Genomic DNA, 22,979 nt, shown 5'->3' on the forward strand with positions numbered 1-22,979 from the left:
TGGCGGCGCCTGCGACGGGCCCGGACATGGCTCGGGGCGCCCCTGGACGGAGCGCCCCGAACGGTCCTGCGGGCCTGTGAGGGAGTGTGGTCACTCGCCCTTCCAGACGGGGGCGCGCTTCTCGGCGAAGGCCGCCGCGCCCTCCATCGCGTCCTTCGAGGTGAAGACCGGGCCCACGATCTCGCCCTGCCTGCGGAACATCTCGTCGAGCGCCCAGTCGGCCGACTCGACGATGACCCGCTTGGTCGCGGCGAGCGCCAGCGGCGCGTTCGCGGCGATCCTGCGGGCCAGTTCGAGCGCGCCGTTGAGCGCCTCGCCCGGATACGTGATCAGGTTGACCAGCCCCAGCTCGTACAGCCGGGCCGCCGGATAGTGGTCGCCGGTCAGGGCGATCTCCATGGCGGCGTGGTACGGGATCCGGCGCGGCAGCCGCATGATCCCGCCCGCGCCGGCGACCAGGCCGCGCTTGGGCTCGGGAAGGCCGAACTTGGCCTCCTCGGACGCCACGATGATGTCGCACGACAGCGCCAGCTCGAAGCCGCCCGCCAGCGCGTACCCCTCGACGGCGGCGAGGACGGGCTTCTTGGGCGGCGCCTCGGTGATGCCGCCGAAGCCCCGGCCCTCGACCACCGGCATGTCGCCGGTGAGGAAGCCCTTCAGGTCCATGCCTGCCGAGAACGTGCCGCCGGCCCCGGTGAGGACGATCACGGACACGTCGGGGCTGTCGTCCAGCTCGTCCATGGCGGCGGCGATCCCGCGCGCCACCGCGCCGTTCACGGCGTTCCTGGCCTTGGGACGGTTGATGGTGACGACGGCCACGCCGCCGTCGACGATCTCTACGAGTACCACGTCCGGCTCAGCGGCCGGCCCGGAGTTGACCTCGGACACCTGACCTCACTCGCCTTACTTGGGCTGGAAGCGGATGCCGCCGTCGAAGCGGATGACCTCGCCGTTCATGTAGTCGTTCTCGATCAGCGCGCGCACCAGGTGTCCGAACTCGGAGGCCTTGCCGAGCCGCTTGGGGAACGCCACGGGCGCGATGAGCTTGGCCTTGAACTCCTCGGCGTTCTTGTCGCCGATCTTCCCGTAGATCGGGGTGTCGATGATGCCCGGGGCGATGGTCAGCACGCGGACGCCGATGGCCGCGAGGTCGCGGGCCGCGGGGAGGGTCATGCCGATGATGCCGCCCTTGGACGCGGAGTACGCCACCTGACCCGTCTGACCCTCGATGCCGGCCACCGACGCGGTGTTGACGACGACGCCGCGGGCGCCGTCCTCGTCCACCGGCTCGGTCTTGGCCATGGCCGCCGCGCCGATGCGCATGAGGTTGAAGGTGCCGATCAGGTTGACGTCGATCACCTTGCGGTAGGACGCCAGGTCGTGCGGCGAGCCGTCCCGGTTGACCGTGCGCTGGGCCCAGCCGATGCCGGCGCTGCTGATCACGGCGCGCAACGGCTTGCCGGTGGCGACCGCGGTGTCCACCGCGGCCTGCACCGACGCCTCGTCGGCCACGTCGGTGTGGGCGAACACGCCGCCGATCTCGTCGGCCAGCGCCTTGCCGCGCTCCGCGTTCAGGTCGGCCACGACCACGGTCGCGCCGACGCTGGCCAGCTCGCGAGCCGTGGCCTCGCCGAGGCCGCTGGCACCGCCCGAGATGATTGCTGCTGCTCCGTTCAGATCCATAGCCGGACCTTAACGCGCGAACCGAATGAAGTTCTACTCGGGGTGCTGCAAAATCGCGGTATCGACGTCGGGGTAGACCTTGATCCGCCGATCCAGGCCGGTCGTGCGCAGGATGCGGGCCACCGGAGGCTGCGGCGAGGCGAGGGACACACCCCCGCCCTCGCTCGTGGCGAGCCGCCATGCCTCGATGAGCACGCTGAGCCCGCTCGAGTCCATGAACGACAGCTCGGCGAGGTCCAGCACGAGCGTCGGGCCGTCGTCGCGTATGGCGTCCCGTATCTCGTCACGCAGGAACGGAGCCGTGAACAAGTCGAGCTCCCCCTCCACGGCCACCACCACGACGGCGTTGGAAAGCGATTGGCGGGCGAGCCGCAGCTTCATCGTCGGGACCTCCTCAGCTCCGGCCCACTTTACTTATCCATCACCCCGGCTGAGCAGGGACGGCGAAGCCATAGGGAAGTTCGAGCCGGTGTGCGGCCAGCAACCGCGCGTCGGCGAGCAGCTCGCGCGTCGGCCCGTCGGCCGCGATCACCCCCTCGGACATGACCAGCGAGCGCTCGCACAGCTCCAGCGCGTACGGCAGGTCGTGGGTGACCATCAGCACGGTCACGTCCAGGCTTCTGAGAATCTCGGCCAGCTCCCGGCGGGAGGCCGGGTCGAGGTTCGACGACGGCTCGTCGAGCACGAGGATCTCCGGCTCCATCGCCAGCACCGTGGCCACCGCCACCCGCCGGCGCTGGCCGAAGGACAGGTGGTGCGGCGGCCGGTCGATCGCGTCCAGCATGCCGACCCGCTCCAGCGCGTCGCGTACGCGGCGGTCGAGCTCCGCGCCGCGCAGCCCGAGGTTGGCCGGGCCGAACGCGACGTCCTCCCGCACCGTCGGCATGAAGAGCTGGTCGTCCGGATCCTGGAACACCAGCCCGACCCGGCGGCGGATCTCCCGCAGGGTGTCCGCGCGTACGGGGAGCCCGGCCACCTCCACCGTCCCGTGGCCGGCCGTGAGGATGCCGTTGAGGTGCATGACGAGCGTGGTCTTGCCCGCGCCGTTCGGGCCGAGCAGGGCGACCCGCTCTCCCCGCTCGATCGTCAGGTCCACGCCGTACAACGCCTGCGTCCCGTCCGGATAGGCGTACGCGAGCCTGCTCACCGTGAGGGAGGGGCTGCCGGAGGTCATGTCGTGCTCCACGCCAGTAGGGCCGTCACCGCGGCGAGGCAAGGCAGCATGCCCGCCATCGCCCAGTCTCGCCCAGTTGCTGATATATCCCTAATCGTCGGCATCTCGCCCATATAGCCGCGGCTCAGCATGGCGAGATGGACCCGCTCCCCCCGCTCGTACGCGCGGATGAACAGGGCGCCCGCCGACTTCGCCAGCACGGGGGCCTGCCGGAGGTCGCGGGCGACGAATCCCCGCGACTCCCTGGCGATCCGCATGCGCCGCATCTGGTCGAGGATCACGTCGAGGTAGCGCAGCATGAACGTCGCGATCTGCACGAGCAGCCGGGGCAGCCGCAGCCGCTCGGCGCCGAGCAGCATCATGCGGGGCTCGGTCGTGGCCGCGAGCAGGATCGAGGCGACCACCCCCAAGGTGGCCTTGGCCAGGATGTTCCAGGCCGCCCACAGGCCGGGCGCGCTCAACGACAGGCCGAGCACCTGCACCCGCTCACCCGTGCCGATCAGCGGAATAGCCAGCGCGAACAGCACGAACGGCACCTCGATGGCCATGCGCCGCACGATCGTGCCCGCCGGCACCCGGGCGGCGGCCGCGACGGCGGCCAGCAGCAGCGCGTCGACGGCGAACGCCCAGAAGCGCTCGCGCGGCGTGGCGACCACGAACACCGCGAACGCGACGACCGCCGCCAGCTTGCACTGGGGCGGCAGCCGGTGGACGGGCGTGTCGGCGGGCCGGTAGATCGGGTGATGGTGTCCGGCGCTCACTTCGCACTCACCGTGTCTTCATCCCGTGTCATCATCCCGTGTCGTCATGGCCGACCACGTCCCGCCCGGCACGCGGGCAGGGCGCTCACGGCCTCGCCGGCGCAGTGTTCGCCGTGCCCGCCGTGCGGGTCGTCGTGCTCGCGCGGCTCACCGGGCGCTCGCGGGCGTCATCGCGTCGGTTCCGCGCCTGCGCCGGCGGACGACGTAGAACACGCCGCCTCCGGCCGCGACCGTCAGCGCGACGCCCGCCACCCCGGCCAGGCCGTTGGACAGCCGCTGATCGTCCACACCCTTGACGCTGTATCCGGCCAGCGGGCCGTTCTCCGCCGTGTGCGGCTTCTCCTGCGCGCTCAGGCCCTTGTCGGCCGCCACCTTCTCCAGCCCGTCGGGGGCGCTGGAGGCGTAGAACGAGACGACGCCGGCCAGCAGCACGGCCACGAGCGCGCCGCCCACCAGGACCGGGCGCAGACCTATACGGGCCGGGGGAGCCTCCGGAGCCGCCGGCCCGACCTCGACGTCCCCGTCGGCGGTGCGCAGCGTCAGCGTCCTGGTCATGCCACGCGCGCCGTACACGAGGTCGGGACGCACGGCCAGCACACTGCTCACGGTGAGCGCGGTGATGAAGCCCTCGCCGAGGCCGATGAGCAGGTGCACGCCGCCCATCGCGGCGGCGACCGAGCCCAGCTCGATCGGCGCGGTGCCGCCTAGCCAGAACAGGGCCGTGAACACGAGCGCCGCCGATGGCACGGAGACCAGCGCCGCCACGAACGACGCGGCCACCAGCGTCGCCCGCCCGCGCGGCGCACCCCTGGTGATCAGCCGGAAGACCGCCCAGCCGACGACCGAGGTCACGATCGCCATCAGCGTGATGTTGACGCCCAGCGCGGTCAGCCCGCCGTCGGCGAAGAAGAACCCCTGCACGAGCAGCACGACCGCGACGCACAACACGGCGGTATACGGCCCGACGAGTATCGCCGCCAGGGCCCCGCCGAGCAGGTGACCGCTGGTGCCGGCCGCCACGGGGAAGTTGAGCATCTGCGCCGCGAAGATGAACGCGGCCACCAGGCCCGCCATGGGGGCGGTTCTGTCGTCGAGCTCCCGTTTGGCGCCCCGAAGGCACACGGCCACCCCGGCGGCGGCGAAGACTCCGGCACCGACGGACACGGGGACGTCGAAGAACCCATCGGGCACATGCACGGCTTATAACCCCTTCGAAACGGGCGAATCCCCTCCCACTTTAGAGCACCATGTTGTAGTTGCAAATAATTCGCAATTAGCGCTGCCGCAGGAGCCTGGCCATCCGCCTGACCACGGTCAGCGGGGTCGCCACCCGCACCGACACGCTGAGCCGCCGGTTGACCGCCGTGGCGTACGGCCGGACGGTCCACTGCGCCACTCCCCCTCTCAGCGCGCCGCGCCACCACCGCAGGGGCCGGTCGAGCGCGTCGGCCTCGGCGACCTTGACCGGGAATCGCACCGGAGGGCCGCCGAGGCCGAGTTCGAGGTAGGCGTCCCAGGTGCCGGGCCGCAGGCCGGCGGTCTCGGCCGCGAACTCCCGCGGCCCGGCCGCCACCGCCCGCTCACGGTGTTCGCGTCCCGACGCCCGTTCACGCCAGATCACCTGCCGTACGGCCGCGGCGGCCGCCTCCTCGCCCACCGTCGCCCTGCCCTCCACGCGCAGCCGCCTGCCCCGCCACCACGTCCGCGTCAGCCGTACGACGGCGGGGACCCGCACGACGTGGCCCCCGAGGTCGAGACCGAGATGGCCGTGAGACCGGGTGAGGAAGGGCACCGCGACGACCCCGCCCACCAGGTGGGCGGCCGGAACGCCGACGCCGGGTTCGCGGCGGGAGCCGAGCCGGGCGAGCCGGCGCGCCCCCTCGCACTCGACGGCCACGTGGACGTCCCACACTCCGGGCGGCAGCGCCGCCACGTCGAGCACCGCGGTGAAGGATCCGACGGCGCCGGTCGCGCCGCGCGTCACGACGGGCACGCGTTCCCGGCGCGACATGCGCTCGCGCAAGACCAGGCCCACGGCACCGGTCAACTCCGCACCGGTCAACCCCGTGCCGCTCGGGAGGCCGCCCGAGAGGCCGCCCGATATGCCGCCCGATATGCCGCCCGATATGCCGTCCCTGTCGCCGAGGACGGCCCACCCTTCGATCACCAGGCGGTCGCCCCGCCACTCGACACCGGTCAGCCGGTGCCGTAGCGGCGCGGCCTCCACGAGCGCGAGCCGTACGAGCCGGTCGGGGTCGTCGAGCGCGGCGACGCGGGCGGCGTCCACGCCGTCGAGACCGGCGCGCACGCCCGGTGTCAGCCACTGACCGCAGATGTCGGCCACCTCGACGGCGATCTTCTCGCGCTCGGCCTCGCAGGCCGCCAGGAACGGCACCCCGAGCTGGGCGAGCACGTCGCGGCGCAGGTGCCGCAGGAGCAGGCGGTCGCGCAGCGCGCCGGGCGGCACGTGCCGCGTCATGACCTCGATGGGCGTGCGGACCACGCGCAGCCAGCCGAGCGGATCCCGCGCGGACGCCTCGCCCCAGCCCTCCGCGGAATAGCCGCCCTCCGCGTGATAGCAGTCCCCGTCGGCGACCACCGAGATCACCTGCGCGTGGCAGTACGCGTGGACGGCGAAGGTCATGTCCTCGCCACGCCGCTGCGTCTCGTCGAACCGGATGGCGTGCCGGTCCAGGAAGTCCCGGCGGAAGAGCTTGAAGCAGGTCAGATCGTCATAGACGGCGGTTAAGGAGGCCCTGTCGGCGCTCTCCCGCAGCCCCGGGCGGGCGCCGGAGATTCTTCCCACGACGACGTCGGCGCCGTTCCGGTCGGCCGCGGCGACGAGGCGGGCCAGCGCGTCGGGGGCGAGGTGGTCCCCGGCATCGCAGAAGAAGACGTATCGGCCGGATGCTCGTTCGAGTCCGCGGTTGCGGGCGCCGCCGGGCGTGCCGGGCTGGGCGTCCCGGATCACGGTGATCACGCGCGGATGGTGGGCGGCGTAGAGGCCGAGCAGCGCGCGGGTTCCGTCCCGCGAACCGCCGTCGACCACGACGATCTCCTTGGCGACCCGCTGCACGAGCAACGAGGTGAGGCAACGGTCGAGCGACGCCCGGCGGTTGTACGCCGGGACGACGACGCTGACGTCGATCCCCCGATCGACGCGTTGGCCACTCCCCGTATCCATTGCACTTCATTATGTGCCGACGACCCGCCCCACCTCCGGCTGCGCCGCGCCGGGCGCGTACATCGCGTTCACCGCGACGGAGTAGCGGGTGCGGCGCGCGACGCGGCAAACTGAGCGCTCACCGAGTCACCGGGGGTTTCGCGTAGATGCGTACCGCGTTGTTCCCAGAGGGTTTCGTCTGGGGAGTGTCCACGTCCGCGTTCCAGATCGAGGGCGCCACCGACCTCGACGGCCGTGGCCCCTCCATCTGGGACGCCTTCGCGGGCGGGGCGTACGGCGACCCGGCCTGCGACCACTACGCGCGCCACGCGGAGGACGTGCGGCTGATGCAGGACCTGGGCCTCGCCGCCTACCGGTTCTCGGTCAGCTGGCCGCGCGTGCTGCCCGATGGGCACGGCCGCGTCAACGGCGCGGGGCTCGACTTCTACGACAGGCTCGTGGACGAGCTGCTCAAGGCGGGCATCGCGCCGTACGCGACGCTGTATCACTGGGATCTGCCGCAGGCGCTGCAGGACGCCGGGGGATGGACCGCGCGGGACACCGCCCACCACTTCGCCGACTACGCCCAGGTCGTGTACGACAGGATCGGCGACCGCGTGGACACCTGGTTCACGTTCAACGAGCCGTGGGTCGCCGCCTTCCTCGGCCACGCCTCGGGCGTGCACGCCCCGGGCCTGCGGTCGGCGGGCGACGCCTTCGTCAGCGCCCACCACATGCTGCTCGCGCACGGGCTGGGCTTGGAGGCGCTGCGCGCGCGGGGCGCCGCACGGGCCGGCGTCGTGCTCAACCTCTCCCCCGTCCTCACCCCCGCGCAGCTCGGGGACATGTCCACCGGCATCCCCGAAGAGGACGCCGAGGCGGTGGCGCGGATCGACGCCCTGCACAACCGCCAGTTCCTTGAGCCGGTGCTGCGCGGCCGCTATCCCGCCGAGCTGCTGTCACTGGTCGAGAAGGCCGCCGGGCTCGGCCACGTCCACGACGGAGACCTCGACCTCATCGGCAGGCCCATCGACCTGCTCGGCGTCAACTACTACGCGCCCATCGCGGTGCAGGCCCAGCCCAGCGCCCCGGCCGACCCGGCCTTCCCGGGCAGCGAGGGCGTGCTGTTCTGCAGCGTGCCCACGGCCGTCACCGCGATGGGCTGGCCCATCATGCCGAGCGGCCTTTCCGTGCTCCTGCGGCGCCTTTCGGAGGAGTATCCCGAAACCGAGCTGATGATCACGGAGAACGGCGCCGACTTCGAGGACGTCGTCACCGCCGACGGCATCCACGACGTCGACCGGATCAGCTTCGTCGAGGAGCACCTGCGCGCCCTGCGGGCCTCGATCGACGAAGGCGCCCGGGTGCGCGGCTATCTGCTGTGGTCGCTGCTCGACTGCGTCGAATGGGCGGACGGCTACCGGCGCAAGTTCGGCATCGTCCACGTCGACTTCACCACGCAGCGGCGGCTGCTCAAGGACAGCGCCCTGTGGTATCGCGACGTCATCAAGCGCAACGGGCTCGGGGCGGAGCGGCCGAAGCGGCCCACGCTCGAAACCGTCGCCGCCCGCGCGGGCGTCTCCCGGGCCACGGTCTCCCGGGTGGTGAACGGGGAGGCGCGGGTCAGCCCCGACGTGCGCGCCGCCGTGCTGCGCGCCGTGCAGGAGCTGGGCTACGTGCCCAACGCCGCCGCCAGGAGCCTCGTCACCCGGCGTACCGACTCGGTCGCCCTCGTCCTGTCGGTCCCCCGGCACGGCGGCGAGGCGCTGACCTCGGCCGTCGTCCAGTACGTCACCAGCGTCCTCGAAGGGGCCGGCAAGCAGATCACGCTGATGCTCGCCGACACGGCCGAGAGCCATCGGCGCATCGTCCGTCATGTGGAGGCGCGGCAGGTCGACGGCGTCGTGCTCGTCCCCCCGGACGGCCCGGACACGCTCACCGAGCGGCTCGCCCGCACCGGGGTGCCGGTCGTGCTGCTCGGCAAGCCCGCCATCGCCTCCCTGGTGCCGCATGTGGACGTGGACAACGCGGGCGGCGCGAGGGCGGCCACCCGGCACCTCATCGACCGGGGCCGCCGCCGGATCGGCGTGGTCTGCGGCCCCATGGACCTCGTCGCCGTACAGGACCGGCTCAACGGGCACCTGGCGACGCTTCACGAGGACGGACTGCGGCCGATGATCGCGCTCGCCGGCGTGGAGCGCGAATCGGGCGCCGCCGCCGCCCGCGAACTGCTGGCCGGCGACCAGGCCCCGGACGCCGTGTTCGCGACCTCCGACGAGCTGGCGATCGGCGCGATGGAGGCGGCGCGCGAGAGGGGGCTGCGGGTGCCGGAAGACCTGGCGGTCGTCGGCTTCGGCGACATCCACGCCGCCTCCTGCACGACTCCGGCGCTCACCACCGTGCGGGTGCCCGCCGCGGACCAGGCCCTGGCGCTGGCGCGGCTGCTCCTGTCCCGCCTCGACGGCCGCCACACCAGCCCCGTCGTCCTCCCCACGCGCCTGGTGGTCCGCGCCACGACATGACCGGGCCTGCCATCGATCTTTTGCGCCGTACGGCATAGGTTGTCTGGTGTCGTCCCCCGGTGCGAAGGCAGGTCCTGGTGACTAACGAACTCAGCCACGAGCGGTTCGAGACCCTCAAGCGCGAATTCGAGGCGATCGACGGCGACGGTGACGGCTTCATCACCGAGGCGGAGCTGCGGTCGTACTTTCCCGGCCTGCCGCCGGAGGCGATCGGCGCGCTCGACCGGGACGCCGACGTGGACGCCGACGGCCGGTTCTCCCTGGAGGAGTTCATCCGCCTGACCGGAGCACGCGACTGAGACACCACACGGACGCAAACAAAAGTGCGCCTCCCGCAAAAATACGTCTCACGCATCTTTGCGTCACACGCAAGTAGTTGTATGGTGATTCCGTGAGCAGGGAAGGCGAGCGCCCGGGGCTGCGCGAGCGCAAGAAGCAGGAGACGCGCATCGCGCTGAGCTGGGCGGCGATCAAGCTCGCCGTGGAGCGCGGGCTGGAGAACGTACGCGTCGAGGACATCGCCGCGGAGGCGCGCGTGGCCCCGCGGACCTTCAACAACTACTTCTCCAGCAAGGGCGAGGCGATCGCCGCGAGGCATCTCGACCGCGCCCGCCTGATCGCGCAGGAGCTGCGCCGCCGCCCGGCGTCGGAGCCCCTGTGGGAGGCCGTCAAGAACGCCGTCGTCACCCAGCTCTCCCTAGGAGAGGACTACGACAACGGACAGCCGGACCAGCAGTGGCAGGCCGGCATCCGTCTCATGATCACCGAGCCCTCGCTGCTGGGCGAGATGCTCAAGGCCAACGCCATCGCCGAGGAGGAGCTGGCCTCCGCCATCGCCGAACGGACCGGCACCGACGTCGACCGCGACGTCTACCCGCGCCTGGTGTCGGGCGCGGTCGGGGCCGCGATCAGGGTGGCGATGGACCAGTGGTTGCGGGCCGATCCCCCGGTGCCCGTCAGACCGCTCATCGAGGACGCGCTCGACCGGCTCTCCGCCGGACTGCCCGAGCCCTGACATGAACCCCGGGCCCTGACACAAGGACCCCCCGTTCCCGGACCGTGATGTGACGTGCCGCGCCGGCACGCCACCCGACCGTTCACGCCCTGACGCGGACGCCGAGCGCACCCGGCGCCGTCCCGTCATCCGTCATGCCCGCGAAGTCGCCACACCGCGAGTTCGCCCTGCCACGAAATCACCGGGCCCCGAAATCACCGGGCCCCCAAATCACCGGGCCCCCAAATCACCGGGCCCCGAATCCGCCGCGCCGCGAGTTCGCCATGCCCGCCCAACCCCCAAGGAGGACCGCCATGACCGCCGACGTCGTGATCGCCGGAGCCGGACCGAACGGGCTGATGCTCGCCTGCGAGCTGAGCCTGGCCGGAGTGCGGCCGATCGTGCTGGAACGCCTCAACGGACAGACCAAGGAGAACCGGGCCAACGGACTCGTCGGCCAGGTCGTACGCGTCCTCGACCGGCGCGGCCTGTACGAACGCCTGAGCGGCAGCGCCGAGCCGCCCCGGCCGAGCCCGGGCTTCGTGTTCGGCGCGATGCCCCTCGACCTGGGCAGGCTCGACGACAATCCGATGTACGGCTTGGCGGTGCCGCAGAAGCGCCTGGAGCAGATCCTTGAGGATCGCGCCCGCGAACTCGGCGTGGAGATCCGCCGGGGACACGAGCTGACCGGCCTCTCCCAGGACGAGGACGGCGTCACCGCGGAGATCGCGGGCCCCGAGGGGCCGTATCGGCTACGGACCCGCTACCTCGTCGGCGCGGACGGCGGGCGCAGCGTCACCCGCAAACTGTGCGGCATCGGCTTCCCCGGAGTGACCAGGGACGACTCGGTCTCCCGCACCGCGCACGTCAGCGTGCCCGCCGAGCTGATCGATCCCGCCACCGGCGGACTGAACGTGCCCGGCTACGGACCGATCCCCCCATTCATGCACCACCGCACCGAGCACGGCATGTTCGCGTTCGCGCCGTTCCCCACCGGGACGCTCGTCAGCGCGACGGAGTGGAGCCAGGACGGCGGCGACCAGCCGATGAGCCTGGACGAGCTGCGGGAGAGCGTCCGCCGGGTGCTCGGCGTCGACCTGCCGTTCGGGCCGCCCGAGGGCGCGGGACCCCACATGCTGCGCCGCCTGAACGGCGGCAACACCCGCCTGGCCGAGCGTTTCCGGGACGGCCGGGTGCTACTGCTGGGCGACGCCGCGCACGTCCACAGCGCGATCGGCGGCCCCGGCCTCAACCTGGGCCTCCAGGACGCGGTCAACCTCGGCTGGAAGCTGGCCGCCGAGGTCCACGGCTGGGCCCCGCCCGGCCTGCTCGACACGTACGAGACCGAGCGGCGCCCGGCCGCGGAACGCGTGGTCATGCACACGCAGGCACAGGCGGCGCTCATCGCCCCCGGGCCGGAGGTCACCGCGCTGCGCGTGCTGTTCGGCGAGCTGCTGCGCGACGAGCGGACCATCAAGCACATCGCGGACCTGATGTCCGGCGCGGACATCAGGTATGACCTCGAAGGAACCCACCCCCTGACCGGCCGTCCGGCCCCCGACCTCGTGCTGGAGACGGAGACCGGCTCCGTACGGCTGGCCGAGCTGACCAGGACCGCCCGGCCGCTGCTCGTCGACCTGACGCCGGACGCCGCGCTCGCCGGGGCCCTCGACGGCCGGCGCGACCGCGTCGACCTGGTCACCGCGAAAACGAGCCGGGAAGGTCTCCCCACCGCGCTGCTGCTGCGCCCCGACTGCTACGTGGCCTGGGCGTCGGACTCCCTCCGGCCCGGCGCCAAGGAGCTCGACACCCTGCGTACGGCCCTGGCCTCCGCCTTCGGCCCCGCTCGCTGAAAGACCAAGCGTCGAAGTCGGGCCCGGGCGCGTCCGTCCGGGCCCGCGGGACGTGAACCGTCAGCCGGTGGCGCCCGACAGCTCCGGGTTCTGCTGGCGGATGGGCGTGAAGAACGCGGCGACGGCGATCAGCAGGCAGGCCGCCCCGGCCAGCAGGCAGACCGCCTCGACCCCGTGGTGCTGCGCGCCCCAGGTCAGCACGGCCGCCCCCGCCGGGCCCAGCGCGTAGTGGGTCATCCAGAAGGCCGAGGTGACCCTGCCGAGCAGGTGGTCGGGGGTGACCTGCTGGCGCAGCGACATCGAGCAGATGCCGGCCACGCTGACGCAGGCGAGATAGGCGGCGGCCGTCGCCCCGGCCACCGGGACGCCGGTGGACACGCCGAGCCCCATGATGGCGAGCCCGGCGACCGCGATCGCCCCGATCCACGACGCGCCGAACCCCAGCCGGCGGCGTACGGGACCGACGAGGAGCGAGCCGGCGACGGTGCCCAGCGCGGCGACCGCGAGCACCACGCCCACGGCGCCGTCGGACTGGCCGAGGTCGTGCTTGAGGTGATAGATCAGCACATCGGTCAGCCCGAGCGTCAGGAAGATGAAGAACGACAGCAGGACGGTCAGGGCACGCAGCACCGGCTGCCGCCACAGGAAACGGGCCCCGGCGAGCAGCTCGTGCCAGGGCCCCCGCGCTGGTTCCTCTGCCGACGGCGCGGGCTGCCGCCTGAGCCGGATCAGCAGGACGCCCAGCGCCGAGACCCCGAAGCTCGCCGCGTTGATCGCGATCGCGGCCGTGGGCCCGAACCAGCCCGCCACCACCCCCGCGAGCAGCGGCCCGCCGATCCCGGCAGCGGCGGCGGTGGCGCTCAGCCGCCCGTTGGCCTCGGTGATCCGGTCCGCGTCGACCAGGCCACGCACCGCCGTGACGTACGCGACCTGGAAGACCATGCCGATCGCCTCGCTGAGCGGCAGGACCACGAAGAGCAGCCAGACCTTCGGCCCGAAGGCCCAGGCGACCGGGACGACGCCATACAGGGCCATCCGCGCCACGTCGCACCAGATCAGCAGGCGCCTGCGGTCGAGCCGGTCGACCAGCACCCCGGCGAAGATCCCCGCCACCACCGACGCGGCGCTGGCAACGCCGGTCAGCAGGCCCATCTGCGCGACCGACCCGGTCACGTGCAGCACGAGCAGGGGTACGGCGATGAGGGCGAACGAGTCCCCCGCGACCGACAGCGTCTGGGACGCCCAGAACACGGTGAAGTTCCGGTCACGCCACAGCGATGATCCTTCTGGCACCCGACCATGCTGCCGTACGTCGATCAGGTGCGCGGGCGACGGGTCGTTCGTCCATCCGGGTGTGCTGGCCTGGAGATCAACGGCTGACCCGAGCTCCCGGGGGGCCCTTCGTGCCCGGGGCCCCGCGGGTTCACTTCGCTGACCCCGGCTCGATCTCCGCCCGCATCGGCTGCCAGGGCGACGCGTCGAACACCAGCATGATCGCGACGATCTTGCCGTCGTCCAGGCGGAAATGCTCGGCCGTGCGCTGCGTGCCGGCGGGCGTGGCCGTGTGCACGTCGTAGACGAGCGTCGCCTCGGCGTCGCCGTACAGCTCGCTGATGAGGTCCACCCCCGTCACGATCGACACGAACCCCGGCAACGTCGCCAGATGCCCGGCCCGGTCGCCCGAGGTGAAGAACGGGCTCTGGAACCGGAAGGGCTCCCCCAGATGCGCCGCGGCGGCGGTCGCGTCCCCGCGGAATCGGGCCTCGTGATACCCGCGTACGGCGCGGCGCGTCTGTTCCAGGGTGGTCATGGCCGGGTTCCGGTCTGACGGAGGTGGGCGGAGAGGCGCTGCTGGTTGACGGCCACGCGCAGGCACAGATCGCGCAGGACGACCAGTTCCTCGGGCGTGAACCCCTGGAACAGCGCCTTCATGGCGAGTTGCGATGGTTTGCGGAAGTCCTCGATCCACGTCCGGCCGGCCGGGGTGATCTCGGCGAGGACCGAACGCCGGTCGCCCGGATCGGGGACCCGGCGGACCAGCCCGTCGCGTTCGAGGGTGTCCACCAGGCCGGTGACGTTGCGGGAGCTGACCCCGGCGGCCCGCGCGAGCTCGCCGATGCTGATCCCCTGCTCGCGCGCGGCGAGCCGGATCAGCAGGTCGAGCGCGCCCGCGCTGAGTCCTCTGCCCTCGGAGCCGTGGGAGCGGAGGCGCTCGACCGCGTGCGAGGCGGTGCGGACCGCCGCGCTCGCCTCGAACGCGGGCAGGTCGCCGTCGTCACCGGCGATCCACGCCATCGCCGCCCTGGCTCGCGGGTCATAGAGGAAGCCGTCAGGATCGTGCTCATAGGCATCTACGTCCTTCATAGTAAGAACGTAGATTAGTACGTACTTCCAGATTTTGCGACCCACTGCTGGAAAGGCAGGCCGGCGGCCCGGCTTTCAGCAGGGCGGGACCTCGTCATGGGCGGCCGCCTCCGCCATACAGGCGGCTTCCACGCTCCCGGTGTCCGCCTCCACGCATGCCGCCTCCACGCCGCGGGTGGCCACCTGCTGGAGCAGGCTGAAGAGCGTCTCGCGCTGGTCGTGGTCGAGCGCGCCGAGCACCTCGTCCTCGACCGCCGCCAGCGCGCACTCGGCCCGCGCGAGCCGCTCCGCCCCGGCTTCGGTGAGCTCGACGATGTGCCTGCGGCGATCCTCCGGCGACCGCCGGCGCTCGATCAGTTTCTCGGCTTCGAGGTCGTTGAGCAGCCCGACGACGTTCGTCCCGTCCATCTCCAGCGTGCTCGCGAGCGCCTGCTGGGTGCTGCCGCCCCGGGCCCGCAGCACCGTGAGCGCGACGAGGTGGCGGGGACGCAGACCGAGCGGCGCGAGCACCGACTCGGAACGCAGACGCAGACGGCGCGCGAGGTGTTCGAGCAGCGCGCCGCACCGATGCACGGGCTGTTCAACCTGTTCAACCTGGTCGGCCTGGTCGGCCTGATCGACGACGGGCGGGGACGTCATGACTCAACTCTAGCCGACTTGACCTGCGATAGGTATGGGACTAATCATTGGTCCTGCGTCAATCATCTTCGAAAGGTTAAGAGATGTCTCATCTGTTGCACATCGACGCGAGCATCCAGGGCGAGCGTTCGGTCAGCCGCAAGCTCACCGCGCGGGCCGTGGCCGCCTGGCGCGCCGCGCATCCCGGGGGCACCGTCACCTACCGTGACCTGGGCAGCAGCCCGCTCCCGCATCTCGACCAGGAGAACGGACTGGCCCGGATGGTCCCGCCGGAGCAGCACACTCCCGCTCAGGCGGCCTCGTGGAGGTTGACGGAAGAGCTGGTCGGCGAGGTGAAGCAGGCCGACACGATCGTGCTCGGGCTCCCGCTCTACAACTACGGGCCGCCCAGCACCATCAAGTCCTGGGTCGACCACCTCATCGCCCCCGGGCTGTCGTACGACCCGACGACGAACCAGGGCCTGCTGGGCGGGCGCGAGTTCCTGGTCCTCGCGAGCCGGGGCGGCGGCTACCGGCCGGGAACTCCCCGCGAGGGATGGGACCACGCGGAGCCGTGGCTCCCGCACGGCCTGTCCCTGACGGGCCTGGAGCCGCGCTTCATCACGGCCGAGCTCACCCTCGCCCACGTCACACCGGCGATGGCCGACCTGATTCCGCTGGCGGAAAAGAGCCTCGCGGCGGCGGAGCAGGCGATCGACGGCCTCTGGAGCCCCGTCGCCGCATAAGGACTCCGGCATTCGACCGGCGAAGGCCACTTCCCGGGCGAGGGAAGGGGCCTTCGCCGTCGCGAGCGCGGGCAACCGGCGTTCAGCCGCTCCCTCGACGGCCGGCTACAGGAACATTTCGAAGCGGGACGAACTCCCTGTCGGGCCGAATGAGAACTATCGTGACCAGCATGGAAAATGCCCCTCAGCGCCGGGACTCCCCCACGTCTCACCTGCGCGCCTCTGACCAGAACAGGGACCAGGTCGCCGCCCTGCTCGGGGAGGCCCTGAGCACGGGTCAGCTGAGCCACGACGAATACTCCGAGCGGCTCGACAGCCTTTATCAGGCCAAGACCGTGGGAGAGCTCGAACTCCTCACCAACGATCTCCAGGTCGAGCGGCACGGCTCCGCCGCGAGCCCGGCGTCCTACACGACGGGCGCGAGCGCCGTCTCCTACGCGCCGAGCGAGAGCACCGAGCCCGACAACGTTGTCGCCATCTTCGGCGGCGCCGAGCGCAAGGGCCGCTGGCGGGTACGGCGGAAGACCACGGCACTGGCCGTCTTCGGCGGCATAAAGTTCGACCTGTCCGAGGCCGTGTTCGAGGCGAAAGAGGTCGAGATCACCGTCAACGCCATCTTCGGCGGGGCCGAGATCATCCTCCCGGAGGGGGTCGAGGTGCGCTGCGAGGGCGTCGGCATCTTCGGCGGCTACGACGTGCACAACAGCCCGGACACCGACCCGTCGGCGCCGGTGATCGTGATCAAGGGCATGGCACTGTTCGGCGGGGTCAGCGGCAGGTTCCGTCGCCGCCGCGACCGCTGAACCCTGCCGCGACCGCTGAGCCCTGCCGCGACGCCGAGCCCCACCGCGACGCTGAGTCCCGCCGCGACCGTGCGCACCCGGTCCTCGGCCGGACAGGGCGGCATGGCGCACGCCTGACGGCCCGCCGGCTCCGGCCGTGCCGCATTCCGCGGACCAGGTGGTGTTCTGAGGCGCTTACTGACTGGAGTCCGCCGGGCGGCGGTAGACGCCGTACCACCAGGTCAGTGCCAACTCGCGAGCGAACGCGGCGTCGCTGCCGGGATCCGCGGCGGTGACGTGGTCGACGAGGGCCCGTTCGCCGCCCATGACGATCACCCGGGTGGCGCTCACCGGGTCCATGTCGGCGGGAGTGCGGCCCGCGTCCTGCTCAGCGCGGAGCACCGCGATCGTCCAGTCCGTGAACTGGTCGAGTTCCGCACTCCAGAAGTCACGCACGGTCGCGTCATAGGTGGCGACCTCGGCGAGCGCCCGCCGTACGGCGGCATGTTCCCGATAGACCTTCACCACTTGCAGGAAGGCGTCCGCGAGGCGTTCGACGCCGTCCGATGGCGCCCATGCCGAGGTGAGGTCGAAGGACGAGGTCATGAGTTCCGCAGCGAGGCGCATGATCAGATCGATCTTGTCGCGGAAGTGGCTGTAGAAGGTCGAGCGGGCGACGCCGGCTTCGGTGCAGATCTGTTGCACGCCGAGCTCGGTGAAGTTCGCGCCATTGATCAGGAGACGCTGCGTCGCGGCCAGGATGTCCGCCTCGGCCGAGGTGGGGCGGCCGACTTTCGCGGTGCGTCGTCGGGTGATCGAGGGCATATCCGGATCCTAGGGTCGTCACCTTGCGGTTAACGTCACACTACACGTCGCACTACACATCGTCCGTACACGGTGTAGCGTAATTTCCCGACACGGTGTCCGGACTCGGCGACCGGCAGGGCGTGGGAACGCCCGGTCTCCGGCCGATAGACCGGACGTACCCACAAGAAGGAGTAGCTGGTGAAATATCGTCTGCTGGGACGTACGGGGGTCTGGGTCTCCGAGATCTCCCTGGGCGCGATGACGTTCGGCGGCAAGGATCACCCGGTGTACCGCACCCATGGAGCACTCGGGCAGGAGGAAGTGGATCGGATCGTCGGCACGGCACTCGACGCCGGGATCAACTTCATCGACACCGCCGACGTCTACGCCGACGGCGAGAGCGAGGAGTTGCTCGGCCGGGCGATCGGGAGGCGCCGACGGGACGTGCTGCTCGCCACCAAGCTGCTCGCTCCGGTCGGGCCGGGACCCAACGACCAGGGGCTTTCCCGTCTCCACGTGATGCGGGCCCTGGACGACAGCCTGCGTCGGCTGAAGACCGATTACATCGATCTCTATCAGCTCCACAACTACGACCATGTGACGCCGATCGAGGAGACGCTGAGCGCGCTCGACGACGCGGTGCGACAGGGCAAGGTCCGCTACATCGGCTGTTCCAACTTCGCCGCCTGGCAGATCAGCAAGGCGTTGGGCATCTCCGCACTGCACAACCAGGCGAAGTTCGCCGCCAACCAGACGCACTACTCGCTGGTGTCGCGCGATGCCGAGCGCGACCTGGTGCCCTTGGCCGAGGACGCCGGGCTGAGCCTGACGGTGTGGCAAACCGCTTGCCGGCGGATTCCTCACGGGCAAGTTCGACCGCGGCGGAGCGACCACCGAACAAGACTCCCGCCGAGCCCGGAACGGCTTCGACTTCGTGCCTTTCGACGAGGAGAAGGGCTTCAGGGTGCTCGACGCACTGCGGGTCGTCGCCGCGCGGCACGAGGTGAGCCCCGCTCGGGTCGCAATCGCCTGGCTGCTCGCTCAGCGCGCCGTCACCAGCGTCATCGTCGGCGCTCGCAAGCTGGAACAGCTCACGGACAACATCGCCGCCGGCGACCTGACGCTCACCGAGCAGGATCTCGCCGAACTCGACGAGGTCAGCCGGTCGCCGATCGCCTACCCGAACTGGATTCAGGAGTGGTTCGCTCCGACGCGAATCCCGGCCGGCAACCTGGCCTGATCAAAACGTCCGGCATTCGGCATGGCCGTTCAGTCTCGGCCGCATCCACACCCGGGCGATCGTCACCGTGCACGTCAGCGACACCACCCTGACGTCCGAACTGCCCGACGACACCCGCGTGGTCCACCGCACCACCACTCAACCCGTCCGCAGCGTCAAAGCGGCCCGGTCACGCAAGGCCGGTCATGTTTCCCAGGGCACCCGTCAAGCATGTGGCGGGACAGAACTGTCAATCATGTCGTGAGACCGGACAAATCGGTGATCACAGGCCTGTGGCGGTGCTGCGGCGTTCGATGAAGACGACGTCGCGCCAGCGGCCGTGGTGGCGGCCGATGCGGTGGCGGGTGCCGACGACGCGGAAGCCGGCCTTCTCGTGCAGGCGCAGGCTGGCGGTGTTCTCGGGGAAGACGCCCGACTGGATGGTCCAGATCCCCTCGGTCTCGGTGGACTGGATGATGGCGTTCAGGAGCGCCAGCCCAATTCCCCGGCCACCGTGGCCGGGGTGGACATACACGGAGTGCTCGACCACCCCGGCGTAGACGCAGCGGGACGAGACGGCACTGACCGCGATCCAGCCGACGACCTGTCCGCTGACGGCGTCGACGGCGACGTGCCGGTGGTGCGGCAGCTTCGCGATGTCGAACGCTTCCCAGGTCGGTGCCGTGGTCTCGAAGCTGGCGTCGCCGCCGTCGAGACCGGCTTGATAGATGGCGAGGACCTGCGCCGCGTCGCTCTCGCGCATGGGACGGATGGTCACGCCTGACGGCACTGCGGGCGTGGACGCCTTGATGATCTCGGACATGAGCCTCTCCACCTATGACGGTGCCCGTGGTCAGGCCGTACCGGCGAGGGCGGGCGACGCCGGGCCGATCAGGGCCGACATGCGGGCCAGGACCTCGGGCTTGATCCAGTAGTACACCCAGGTGCCCCGGCGTTCGGAGTCGATCAGCCCGGCCTGCTTGAGCACCTTGAGGTGGTGGCTGATCGTGGGCGGGGTCAGGTCGAAGGCCGCCGTCAGGTCGCACACGCAGGTCTCGCCGCCCTCGTGGCAGGCGATCAGCGACAGCAGGCGCAGCCGTACGGGGTCGGCGATCGCCTTGAACAGCGGTGCCAGCTCGACGGCCTCGCTCTCCGACAACGGCTCGCACGCCAGCGGCGCGCAGCAGGCCGCATCGGGCACGCCCGCGTCGATGATCGGCAGCTCATGCTTCGACATGTCTCTAATTTGACACAAGTCTATGCAGAGCCACAAACTCCGGGTATCCATTGCTTAGAAGTTCATCGAAGCAAGCAGTCAGCCCGGCCGCTATAGGAGGACACCCATGTCCCGCGTCCAACTCGCTCTGCGCGTCGCCGACCTCGAAGGCTCGATCGCGTTCTACTCCAAGCTGTTCGGCGTCGAGCCCGCCAAGCGGCGGCCCGGGTACGCCAACTTCGCCATCGCCGAGCCCCCGCTCAAGATCGTCCTGCTGGAGGGTGAGGCGGGCGAGCCGACCCTGATGGACCACCTCGGCGTCGAGGTCGAGGACAGCTCCCAGGTCACCGCCGCGACCGAACGCCTGAAGGAGGCCGGCCTCGCGACCTTCGAGGAGAACGACACCACCTGCTGCTACGCCCTGCAGGACAAGGTGTGGGTCCACGGTCCCGGCAACGAGCCCTGGGAGGTCTACGTGGTCAAGGCCGACGCCGACAGCCTCACCAAGCAGGCCGACCCCGTCTGCTGCACCACGGACGATGCCCAGAACGAGACGGCGAGCACGGACAAGTCCTGCTGCTAGGCAGGATCGACGACGGCCCTGCCTGTCCGTGTGGCGTCAGAGAGACATCCAGCAGTACAGGTGGTGCCGGTGCCGGGTGGCCCGTACCGCGAGATCGCGCAGGTCGTGGAGGAGCTCGGCGAGGTCGGCCGGGTCCGCGTGGCCCCAGAACTCCTGCGTCTCGGACCAGGGTTGTGCCACGGCGCGGATCCGGTCATCGGTGGCGGCGGCGAGCGCCGAGGTGAACTCGTCGGTGACGGTCAGCACTCCCTGCCCTCCGTCCTCGCTGAATCTCAGCGGGGCGGAGTGCCGGGGCCGCGCGGTGATGTCCTCGTATCGGCTGCCGGTGAGCAGCGCTTCCAGGGTGCCCATCATCACGTACGGGTCGATGTTCGTGAGTTCGGCGCTGTCCTTCGGCTCCACACCGGGGGGCGGACAGGTGGGACCGGCGGGCCAGTCGAAGACGTCGGCGGCTTCGTCGTCCGTGGCCGCTCTGAAGTAGTCGTAGAGGACTCCCATGATCGGGCAGAGTGCCAGGAGTAGGGGCTGGCTGTCACCACCACAGTCGCGGATTCGCCATCGCGCAGCGGCGAGAGCTTCTCCGCCAGAGCCCGCCACGCCCTCATCGTGGACGGAATGTCATCCCTGCGCCGTCTCACGCCAGTTGATCGACCAATCGAGATCCTGGCCCTGATATCGGATCGTGGGAGTGCCTTCCACACCTCTGCTGAAGCCCAAGGCGGTGACGTCGTCGGCCCGCTTCGCGGTCTCCGGAGACGTGAGACACTCGGCGAACTCCTCGGCCGGAATGCCGACCTTGCTCGCGAGCTGCACGAGCTGCTCGTTGGGGAACCCGCCCTTCTGTAACTCGTCCGGCTGGTGGGCGTACAGCTCGTCGTGATATCTCAGCCATTTGCTCGGATCCCGGACGCAAAGTGAGGCGATCAGAGCCCGTCGGGAGTTCTCCCGAGTGATCGGCCAGTCGTCCTGGAAGATGGTCATCGGGTGGATCATGACGGCTATCTCGCCTTTGACGGCCAATTCCCGCACGAACGCGCCGTTGTCGCCCTGCTCGAACTCCAGGCACACCGGGCACTGGTAGTCCTCGTAGATCTCCATCGTGGGACCCGCCACATCGGGCTGAGCTATGCGGACGGTGCCATCCTGCTCCAACGTGACCAGGCGGTCGACGAGGGCGGCAGGCACGCCGGCAGGTGGAGCCGCGGCAGGCTTTTCAGGCGTGCCGCACCCTGCCACTACCGCCGAACATGCAAAAGCAACAAAGAACCCGAGAAGCCGCTTCGGACGCGGAGCCATACACACCTTCAAGATCTCAACAAGTGCCGAAGCGGCAACTCTAGTGATCTATGCGCATATGTCTCCACCCCGTTTGCGGGAGACCACCACGACATGCGCTGGCGAGATCACCCAGCGGGATCCGTTTCCCACCTCGGTTCGAGTACGCGCGTCATCCAGATCGTGTTGCCGCGTTCGGCGTCCTCGGTGATGCGGCCGCTCCAGTGGAAACCGAGCTTCTCGAGGACGCGGAACGAGGGGGCGTTCCACTCCCGTACGGTCGCCCAGAGCCGTCGCCGCCCCGTACGCGTCGCGGCTTCGACGATCGCACGCGCGGCCTCTGTCGCGTACCCATGGCCGTGCGCTCGTCGTGCCAGCTCATAGGCGATCTCGGGTTCGTCGAAAGACGCCTGGCCGACGGTCAATCCGCAGTACCCGATGAACTCTCCGGTGTCTCGCAGCTCGATCGGCAGCAATCCGAGCCCTCGATCCGCCATCAGCGGATTGTCGACGAGCCGGCCGCGCATGTCCTCGACCGTCGGGCGCCCCTCGGCGTCGATCCGCCGTAGCGCTCGCGCATCCCGCTCAAGCCACAACCCGCGATACTCCTCGGCATCCGACGGCATCCACCGCCGCAACCGCAGCCGCTCGGTCACCAACTCGGCCGGCAGAGCGTCATAGATCGCCACCCGACCAACCTAACCGGGCGCATCCAGTCCTCACGTCCTCGCGTTCTGAGCAGGTTCCGCAGCCCCCGGGACAGCTCCCGCGTACGGCACCGACCGGCCTCCCGCCCTCGTCTGCTTCAACGACACCGGGCACCTCTGAGCTCCCCCGGGAAAGTTTCAGCACTTGCCGGATAGAGCCGCAGGTCACCTCGCAAAAGAACGACGACGAACAACGCGACCTGTACCGATATCGCCCGCACTGCAATGCTTCGCAGTGGAAGTTCAGCACGACATCCATGGCGAGGAGATTAAGTGCGGAAACTCAGAGCTTTAGCCGTCGCCGGCGCTTTGGTCAGTGGGCTGGCAGTCACCGCGACCGCCGTCCCCGCGCACGCCGATACGCTGCGTAATGTCTACTACTCCTCATCCGACTGCTATCGGTACGGGGACTACGGCGTCCAGAACCACCTGTGGAACTGGTATCACTGCGATTACCAGTACAACTTCTGGTTCCTTTACAGCGTCCCGTAAAAAAAATTCCTCCACGGTCG

The 22,979-nt window shown here is 70.4% G+C and carries 26 protein-coding genes; 9 read left to right on the plus strand and 17 right to left on the minus strand.

Annotation, left to right across the window (positions count from 1 at the left end; translation table 11 throughout):
- Window positions 1-90: 90 nt before the first annotated feature.
- From FLX08_RS31380 to FLX08_RS31410, 7 genes are all read right to left on the minus strand, one after another.
- The gene (locus tag FLX08_RS31380; RefSeq protein WP_142623882.1) at window positions 91-888 is read right to left on the minus strand and encodes a crotonase/enoyl-CoA hydratase family protein; all 798 of its coding nucleotides are present in this window, start codon (window positions 886-888) and stop codon (window positions 91-93) included.
- A gap of 15 nt (window positions 889-903) precedes the next feature.
- A complete protein-coding gene (locus tag FLX08_RS31385) occupies window positions 904-1,683 on the minus strand; it encodes an SDR family NAD(P)-dependent oxidoreductase (RefSeq protein ID WP_142623883.1) in 780 nt (259 codons plus the stop codon).
- A 33-nt stretch (window positions 1,684-1,716) separates the two neighbouring features.
- Window positions 1,717-2,064: an STAS domain-containing protein gene (locus FLX08_RS31390; RefSeq protein ID WP_142623884.1), complete on the minus strand. Its 348-nt coding sequence runs from the start codon at window positions 2,062-2,064 to the stop codon at window positions 1,717-1,719.
- A 40-nt stretch (window positions 2,065-2,104) separates the two neighbouring features.
- A complete protein-coding gene (locus tag FLX08_RS31395) occupies window positions 2,105-2,857 on the minus strand; it encodes an energy-coupling factor ABC transporter ATP-binding protein (RefSeq protein ID WP_142623885.1) in 753 nt (250 codons plus the stop codon).
- On the minus strand, window positions 2,854-3,618 hold the full coding sequence (gene cbiQ, locus FLX08_RS31400) for a cobalt ECF transporter T component CbiQ (protein WP_142623886.1): 765 nt from the start codon (window positions 3,616-3,618) through the stop codon (window positions 2,854-2,856). The genes FLX08_RS31395 and cbiQ overlap by 4 nt, the downstream gene beginning before the upstream one ends.
- 147 nt (window positions 3,619-3,765) lie before the next feature.
- Complete coding sequence (locus FLX08_RS31405) at window positions 3,766-4,815, minus strand: energy-coupling factor ABC transporter permease (protein ID WP_142623887.1); 1,050 nt, start codon at window positions 4,813-4,815, stop codon at window positions 3,766-3,768.
- Window positions 4,816-4,891: 76 nt separating this feature from the next.
- Entirely contained in the window at window positions 4,892-6,802 is a 1,911-nt protein-coding gene (locus FLX08_RS31410; RefSeq protein WP_142623888.1) for a glycosyltransferase family 2 protein, read from the minus strand.
- A gap of 146 nt (window positions 6,803-6,948) precedes the next feature.
- On the opposite strand from FLX08_RS31410, the gene FLX08_RS43300 reads away from it, so the two are divergent.
- The 4 genes from FLX08_RS43300 (at window position 6,949) to FLX08_RS31430 (ending at window position 12,150) form a co-directional block, all read left to right on the plus strand.
- Entirely contained in the window at window positions 6,949-9,303 is a 2,355-nt protein-coding gene (locus tag FLX08_RS43300; RefSeq protein ID WP_142623889.1) for a GH1 family beta-glucosidase, read from the plus strand.
- A 77-nt stretch (window positions 9,304-9,380) separates the two neighbouring features.
- Complete coding sequence (locus FLX08_RS31420; protein ID WP_142623890.1) at window positions 9,381-9,602, plus strand: EF-hand domain-containing protein; 222 nt, start codon at window positions 9,381-9,383, stop codon at window positions 9,600-9,602.
- 92 nt (window positions 9,603-9,694) lie between these two features.
- Entirely contained in the window at window positions 9,695-10,318 is a 624-nt protein-coding gene (locus FLX08_RS31425) for an acyl-CoA-like ligand-binding transcription factor (protein ID WP_142623891.1), read from the plus strand.
- A 293-nt stretch (window positions 10,319-10,611) separates the two neighbouring features.
- On the plus strand, window positions 10,612-12,150 hold the full coding sequence (locus FLX08_RS31430) for an FAD-dependent monooxygenase (protein ID WP_142623892.1): 1,539 nt from the start codon (window positions 10,612-10,614) through the stop codon (window positions 12,148-12,150).
- Window positions 12,151-12,210: 60 nt separating this feature from the next.
- Here the strand turns inward: FLX08_RS31430 and FLX08_RS31435 are convergent, their stop codons facing one another.
- The 4 genes from FLX08_RS31435 to FLX08_RS31450 form a co-directional block, all read right to left on the minus strand.
- A complete protein-coding gene (locus FLX08_RS31435) occupies window positions 12,211-13,443 on the minus strand; it encodes an MFS transporter (protein ID WP_208761778.1) in 1,233 nt (410 codons plus the stop codon).
- Window positions 13,444-13,573: 130 nt separating this feature from the next.
- Entirely contained in the window at window positions 13,574-13,960 is a 387-nt protein-coding gene (locus tag FLX08_RS31440; protein ID WP_142623894.1) for a nuclear transport factor 2-like protein, read from the minus strand.
- Entirely contained in the window at window positions 13,957-14,514 is a 558-nt protein-coding gene (locus FLX08_RS31445) for a MarR family winged helix-turn-helix transcriptional regulator (protein WP_142623895.1), read from the minus strand. The genes FLX08_RS31440 and FLX08_RS31445 overlap by 4 nt, the downstream gene beginning before the upstream one ends.
- A gap of 75 nt (window positions 14,515-14,589) precedes the next feature.
- Window positions 14,590-15,153, minus strand: a complete 564-nt coding sequence (locus FLX08_RS31450) for a MarR family winged helix-turn-helix transcriptional regulator (protein ID WP_142623896.1) — start codon at window positions 15,151-15,153, stop codon at window positions 14,590-14,592.
- Window positions 15,154-15,236: 83 nt separating this feature from the next.
- Between FLX08_RS31450 and FLX08_RS31455 the strand changes: the two genes are divergently transcribed.
- Both FLX08_RS31455 and FLX08_RS31460 read left to right on the plus strand, forming a co-directional pair.
- On the plus strand, window positions 15,237-15,878 hold the full coding sequence (locus FLX08_RS31455) for an FMN-dependent NADH-azoreductase (RefSeq protein WP_142623897.1): 642 nt from the start codon (window positions 15,237-15,239) through the stop codon (window positions 15,876-15,878).
- 170 nt (window positions 15,879-16,048) lie between these two features.
- The gene (locus FLX08_RS31460; RefSeq protein WP_167530639.1) at window positions 16,049-16,681 is read left to right on the plus strand and encodes a DUF1707 SHOCT-like domain-containing protein; all 633 of its coding nucleotides are present in this window, start codon (window positions 16,049-16,051) and stop codon (window positions 16,679-16,681) included.
- A gap of 174 nt (window positions 16,682-16,855) precedes the next feature.
- On the opposite strand, the gene FLX08_RS31465 is transcribed toward FLX08_RS31460, so the two are convergent.
- Window positions 16,856-17,485, minus strand: coding sequence for a TetR/AcrR family transcriptional regulator (locus FLX08_RS31465; RefSeq protein WP_142623899.1), 630 nt, complete (start codon window positions 17,483-17,485; stop codon window positions 16,856-16,858).
- A gap of 180 nt (window positions 17,486-17,665) precedes the next feature.
- On the opposite strand from FLX08_RS31465, the gene FLX08_RS31470 reads away from it, so the two are divergent.
- Complete coding sequence (locus tag FLX08_RS31470) at window positions 17,666-18,799, plus strand: aldo/keto reductase (protein WP_208761779.1); 1,134 nt, start codon at window positions 17,666-17,668, stop codon at window positions 18,797-18,799.
- 170 nt (window positions 18,800-18,969) lie between these two features.
- Here the strand turns inward: FLX08_RS31470 and FLX08_RS31475 are convergent, their stop codons facing one another.
- A complete protein-coding gene (locus FLX08_RS31475; protein WP_142623900.1) occupies window positions 18,970-19,509 on the minus strand; it encodes a GNAT family N-acetyltransferase in 540 nt (179 codons plus the stop codon).
- A gap of 30 nt (window positions 19,510-19,539) precedes the next feature.
- A complete protein-coding gene (locus tag FLX08_RS31480; protein ID WP_142623901.1) occupies window positions 19,540-19,923 on the minus strand; it encodes an ArsR/SmtB family transcription factor in 384 nt (127 codons plus the stop codon).
- Between the two features lie 106 nt (window positions 19,924-20,029).
- Between FLX08_RS31480 and FLX08_RS31485 the strand changes: the two genes are divergently transcribed.
- The gene (locus FLX08_RS31485; protein ID WP_142623902.1) at window positions 20,030-20,485 is read left to right on the plus strand and encodes an ArsI/CadI family heavy metal resistance metalloenzyme; all 456 of its coding nucleotides are present in this window, start codon (window positions 20,030-20,032) and stop codon (window positions 20,483-20,485) included.
- 36 nt (window positions 20,486-20,521) lie between these two features.
- Here FLX08_RS31485 and FLX08_RS31490 read toward each other — a convergent pair whose 3' ends face one another.
- The 3 genes from FLX08_RS31490 to FLX08_RS31500 form a co-directional block, all read right to left on the minus strand.
- On the minus strand, window positions 20,522-20,983 hold the full coding sequence (locus tag FLX08_RS31490; RefSeq protein ID WP_142623903.1) for a hypothetical protein: 462 nt from the start codon (window positions 20,981-20,983) through the stop codon (window positions 20,522-20,524).
- 120 nt (window positions 20,984-21,103) lie between these two features.
- Window positions 21,104-21,670: a DsbA family protein gene (locus tag FLX08_RS31495; RefSeq protein WP_167530640.1), complete on the minus strand. Its 567-nt coding sequence runs from the start codon at window positions 21,668-21,670 to the stop codon at window positions 21,104-21,106.
- 218 nt (window positions 21,671-21,888) lie between these two features.
- Window positions 21,889-22,449, minus strand: coding sequence for a GNAT family N-acetyltransferase (locus FLX08_RS31500; protein ID WP_142623905.1), 561 nt, complete (start codon window positions 22,447-22,449; stop codon window positions 21,889-21,891).
- Window positions 22,450-22,776: 327 nt separating this feature from the next.
- On the opposite strand from FLX08_RS31500, the gene FLX08_RS31505 reads away from it, so the two are divergent.
- Entirely contained in the window at window positions 22,777-22,959 is a 183-nt protein-coding gene (locus tag FLX08_RS31505) for a hypothetical protein (RefSeq protein ID WP_244313037.1), read from the plus strand.
- Window positions 22,960-22,979: the final 20 nt, after the last annotated feature.

The sequence above is a fragment of the Microbispora hainanensis genome (assembly GCF_006874475.1).
GTDB classification, from domain to species: Bacteria; Actinomycetota; Actinomycetes; order Streptosporangiales; family Streptosporangiaceae; genus Microbispora; species Microbispora hainanensis.

Coding starts and splice junctions, on each gene's coding strand:
- FLX08_RS31385 (WP_142623883.1), bottom strand. CDS start 1,683: ATGGATCTGAACGGAGCAGCAGCAATCATCTCGGGCGGTGCCAGCGGC.
- FLX08_RS31390 (WP_142623884.1), bottom strand. CDS start 2,064: ATGAAGCTGCGGCTCGCCCGCCAATCGCTTTCCAACGCCGTCGTGGTG.
- FLX08_RS31395 (WP_142623885.1), bottom strand. CDS start 2,857: ATGACCTCCGGCAGCCCCTCCCTCACGGTGAGCAGGCTCGCGTACGCC.
- FLX08_RS31410 (WP_142623888.1), bottom strand. CDS start 6,802: ATGGATACGGGGAGTGGCCAACGCGTCGATCGGGGGATCGACGTCAGC.
- FLX08_RS43300 (WP_142623889.1), top strand. CDS start 6,949: ATGCGTACCGCGTTGTTCCCAGAGGGTTTCGTCTGGGGAGTGTCCACG.
- FLX08_RS31430 (WP_142623892.1), top strand. CDS start 10,612: ATGACCGCCGACGTCGTGATCGCCGGAGCCGGACCGAACGGGCTGATG.
- FLX08_RS31440 (WP_142623894.1), bottom strand. CDS start 13,960: ATGACCACCCTGGAACAGACGCGCCGCGCCGTACGCGGGTATCACGAG.
- FLX08_RS31445 (WP_142623895.1), bottom strand. CDS start 14,514: ATGAAGGACGTAGATGCCTATGAGCACGATCCTGACGGCTTCCTCTAT.
- FLX08_RS31450 (WP_142623896.1), bottom strand. CDS start 15,153: ATGACGTCCCCGCCCGTCGTCGATCAGGCCGACCAGGCCGACCAGGTT.
- FLX08_RS31455 (WP_142623897.1), top strand. CDS start 15,237: ATGTCTCATCTGTTGCACATCGACGCGAGCATCCAGGGCGAGCGTTCG.
- FLX08_RS31460 (WP_167530639.1), top strand. CDS start 16,049: ATGGAAAATGCCCCTCAGCGCCGGGACTCCCCCACGTCTCACCTGCGC.
- FLX08_RS31465 (WP_142623899.1), bottom strand. CDS start 17,485: ATGCCCTCGATCACCCGACGACGCACCGCGAAAGTCGGCCGCCCCACC.
- FLX08_RS31475 (WP_142623900.1), bottom strand. CDS start 19,509: ATGTCCGAGATCATCAAGGCGTCCACGCCCGCAGTGCCGTCAGGCGTG.
- FLX08_RS31480 (WP_142623901.1), bottom strand. CDS start 19,923: ATGTCGAAGCATGAGCTGCCGATCATCGACGCGGGCGTGCCCGATGCG.
- FLX08_RS31485 (WP_142623902.1), top strand. CDS start 20,030: ATGTCCCGCGTCCAACTCGCTCTGCGCGTCGCCGACCTCGAAGGCTCG.
- FLX08_RS31490 (WP_142623903.1), bottom strand. CDS start 20,983: ATGGGAGTCCTCTACGACTACTTCAGAGCGGCCACGGACGACGAAGCC.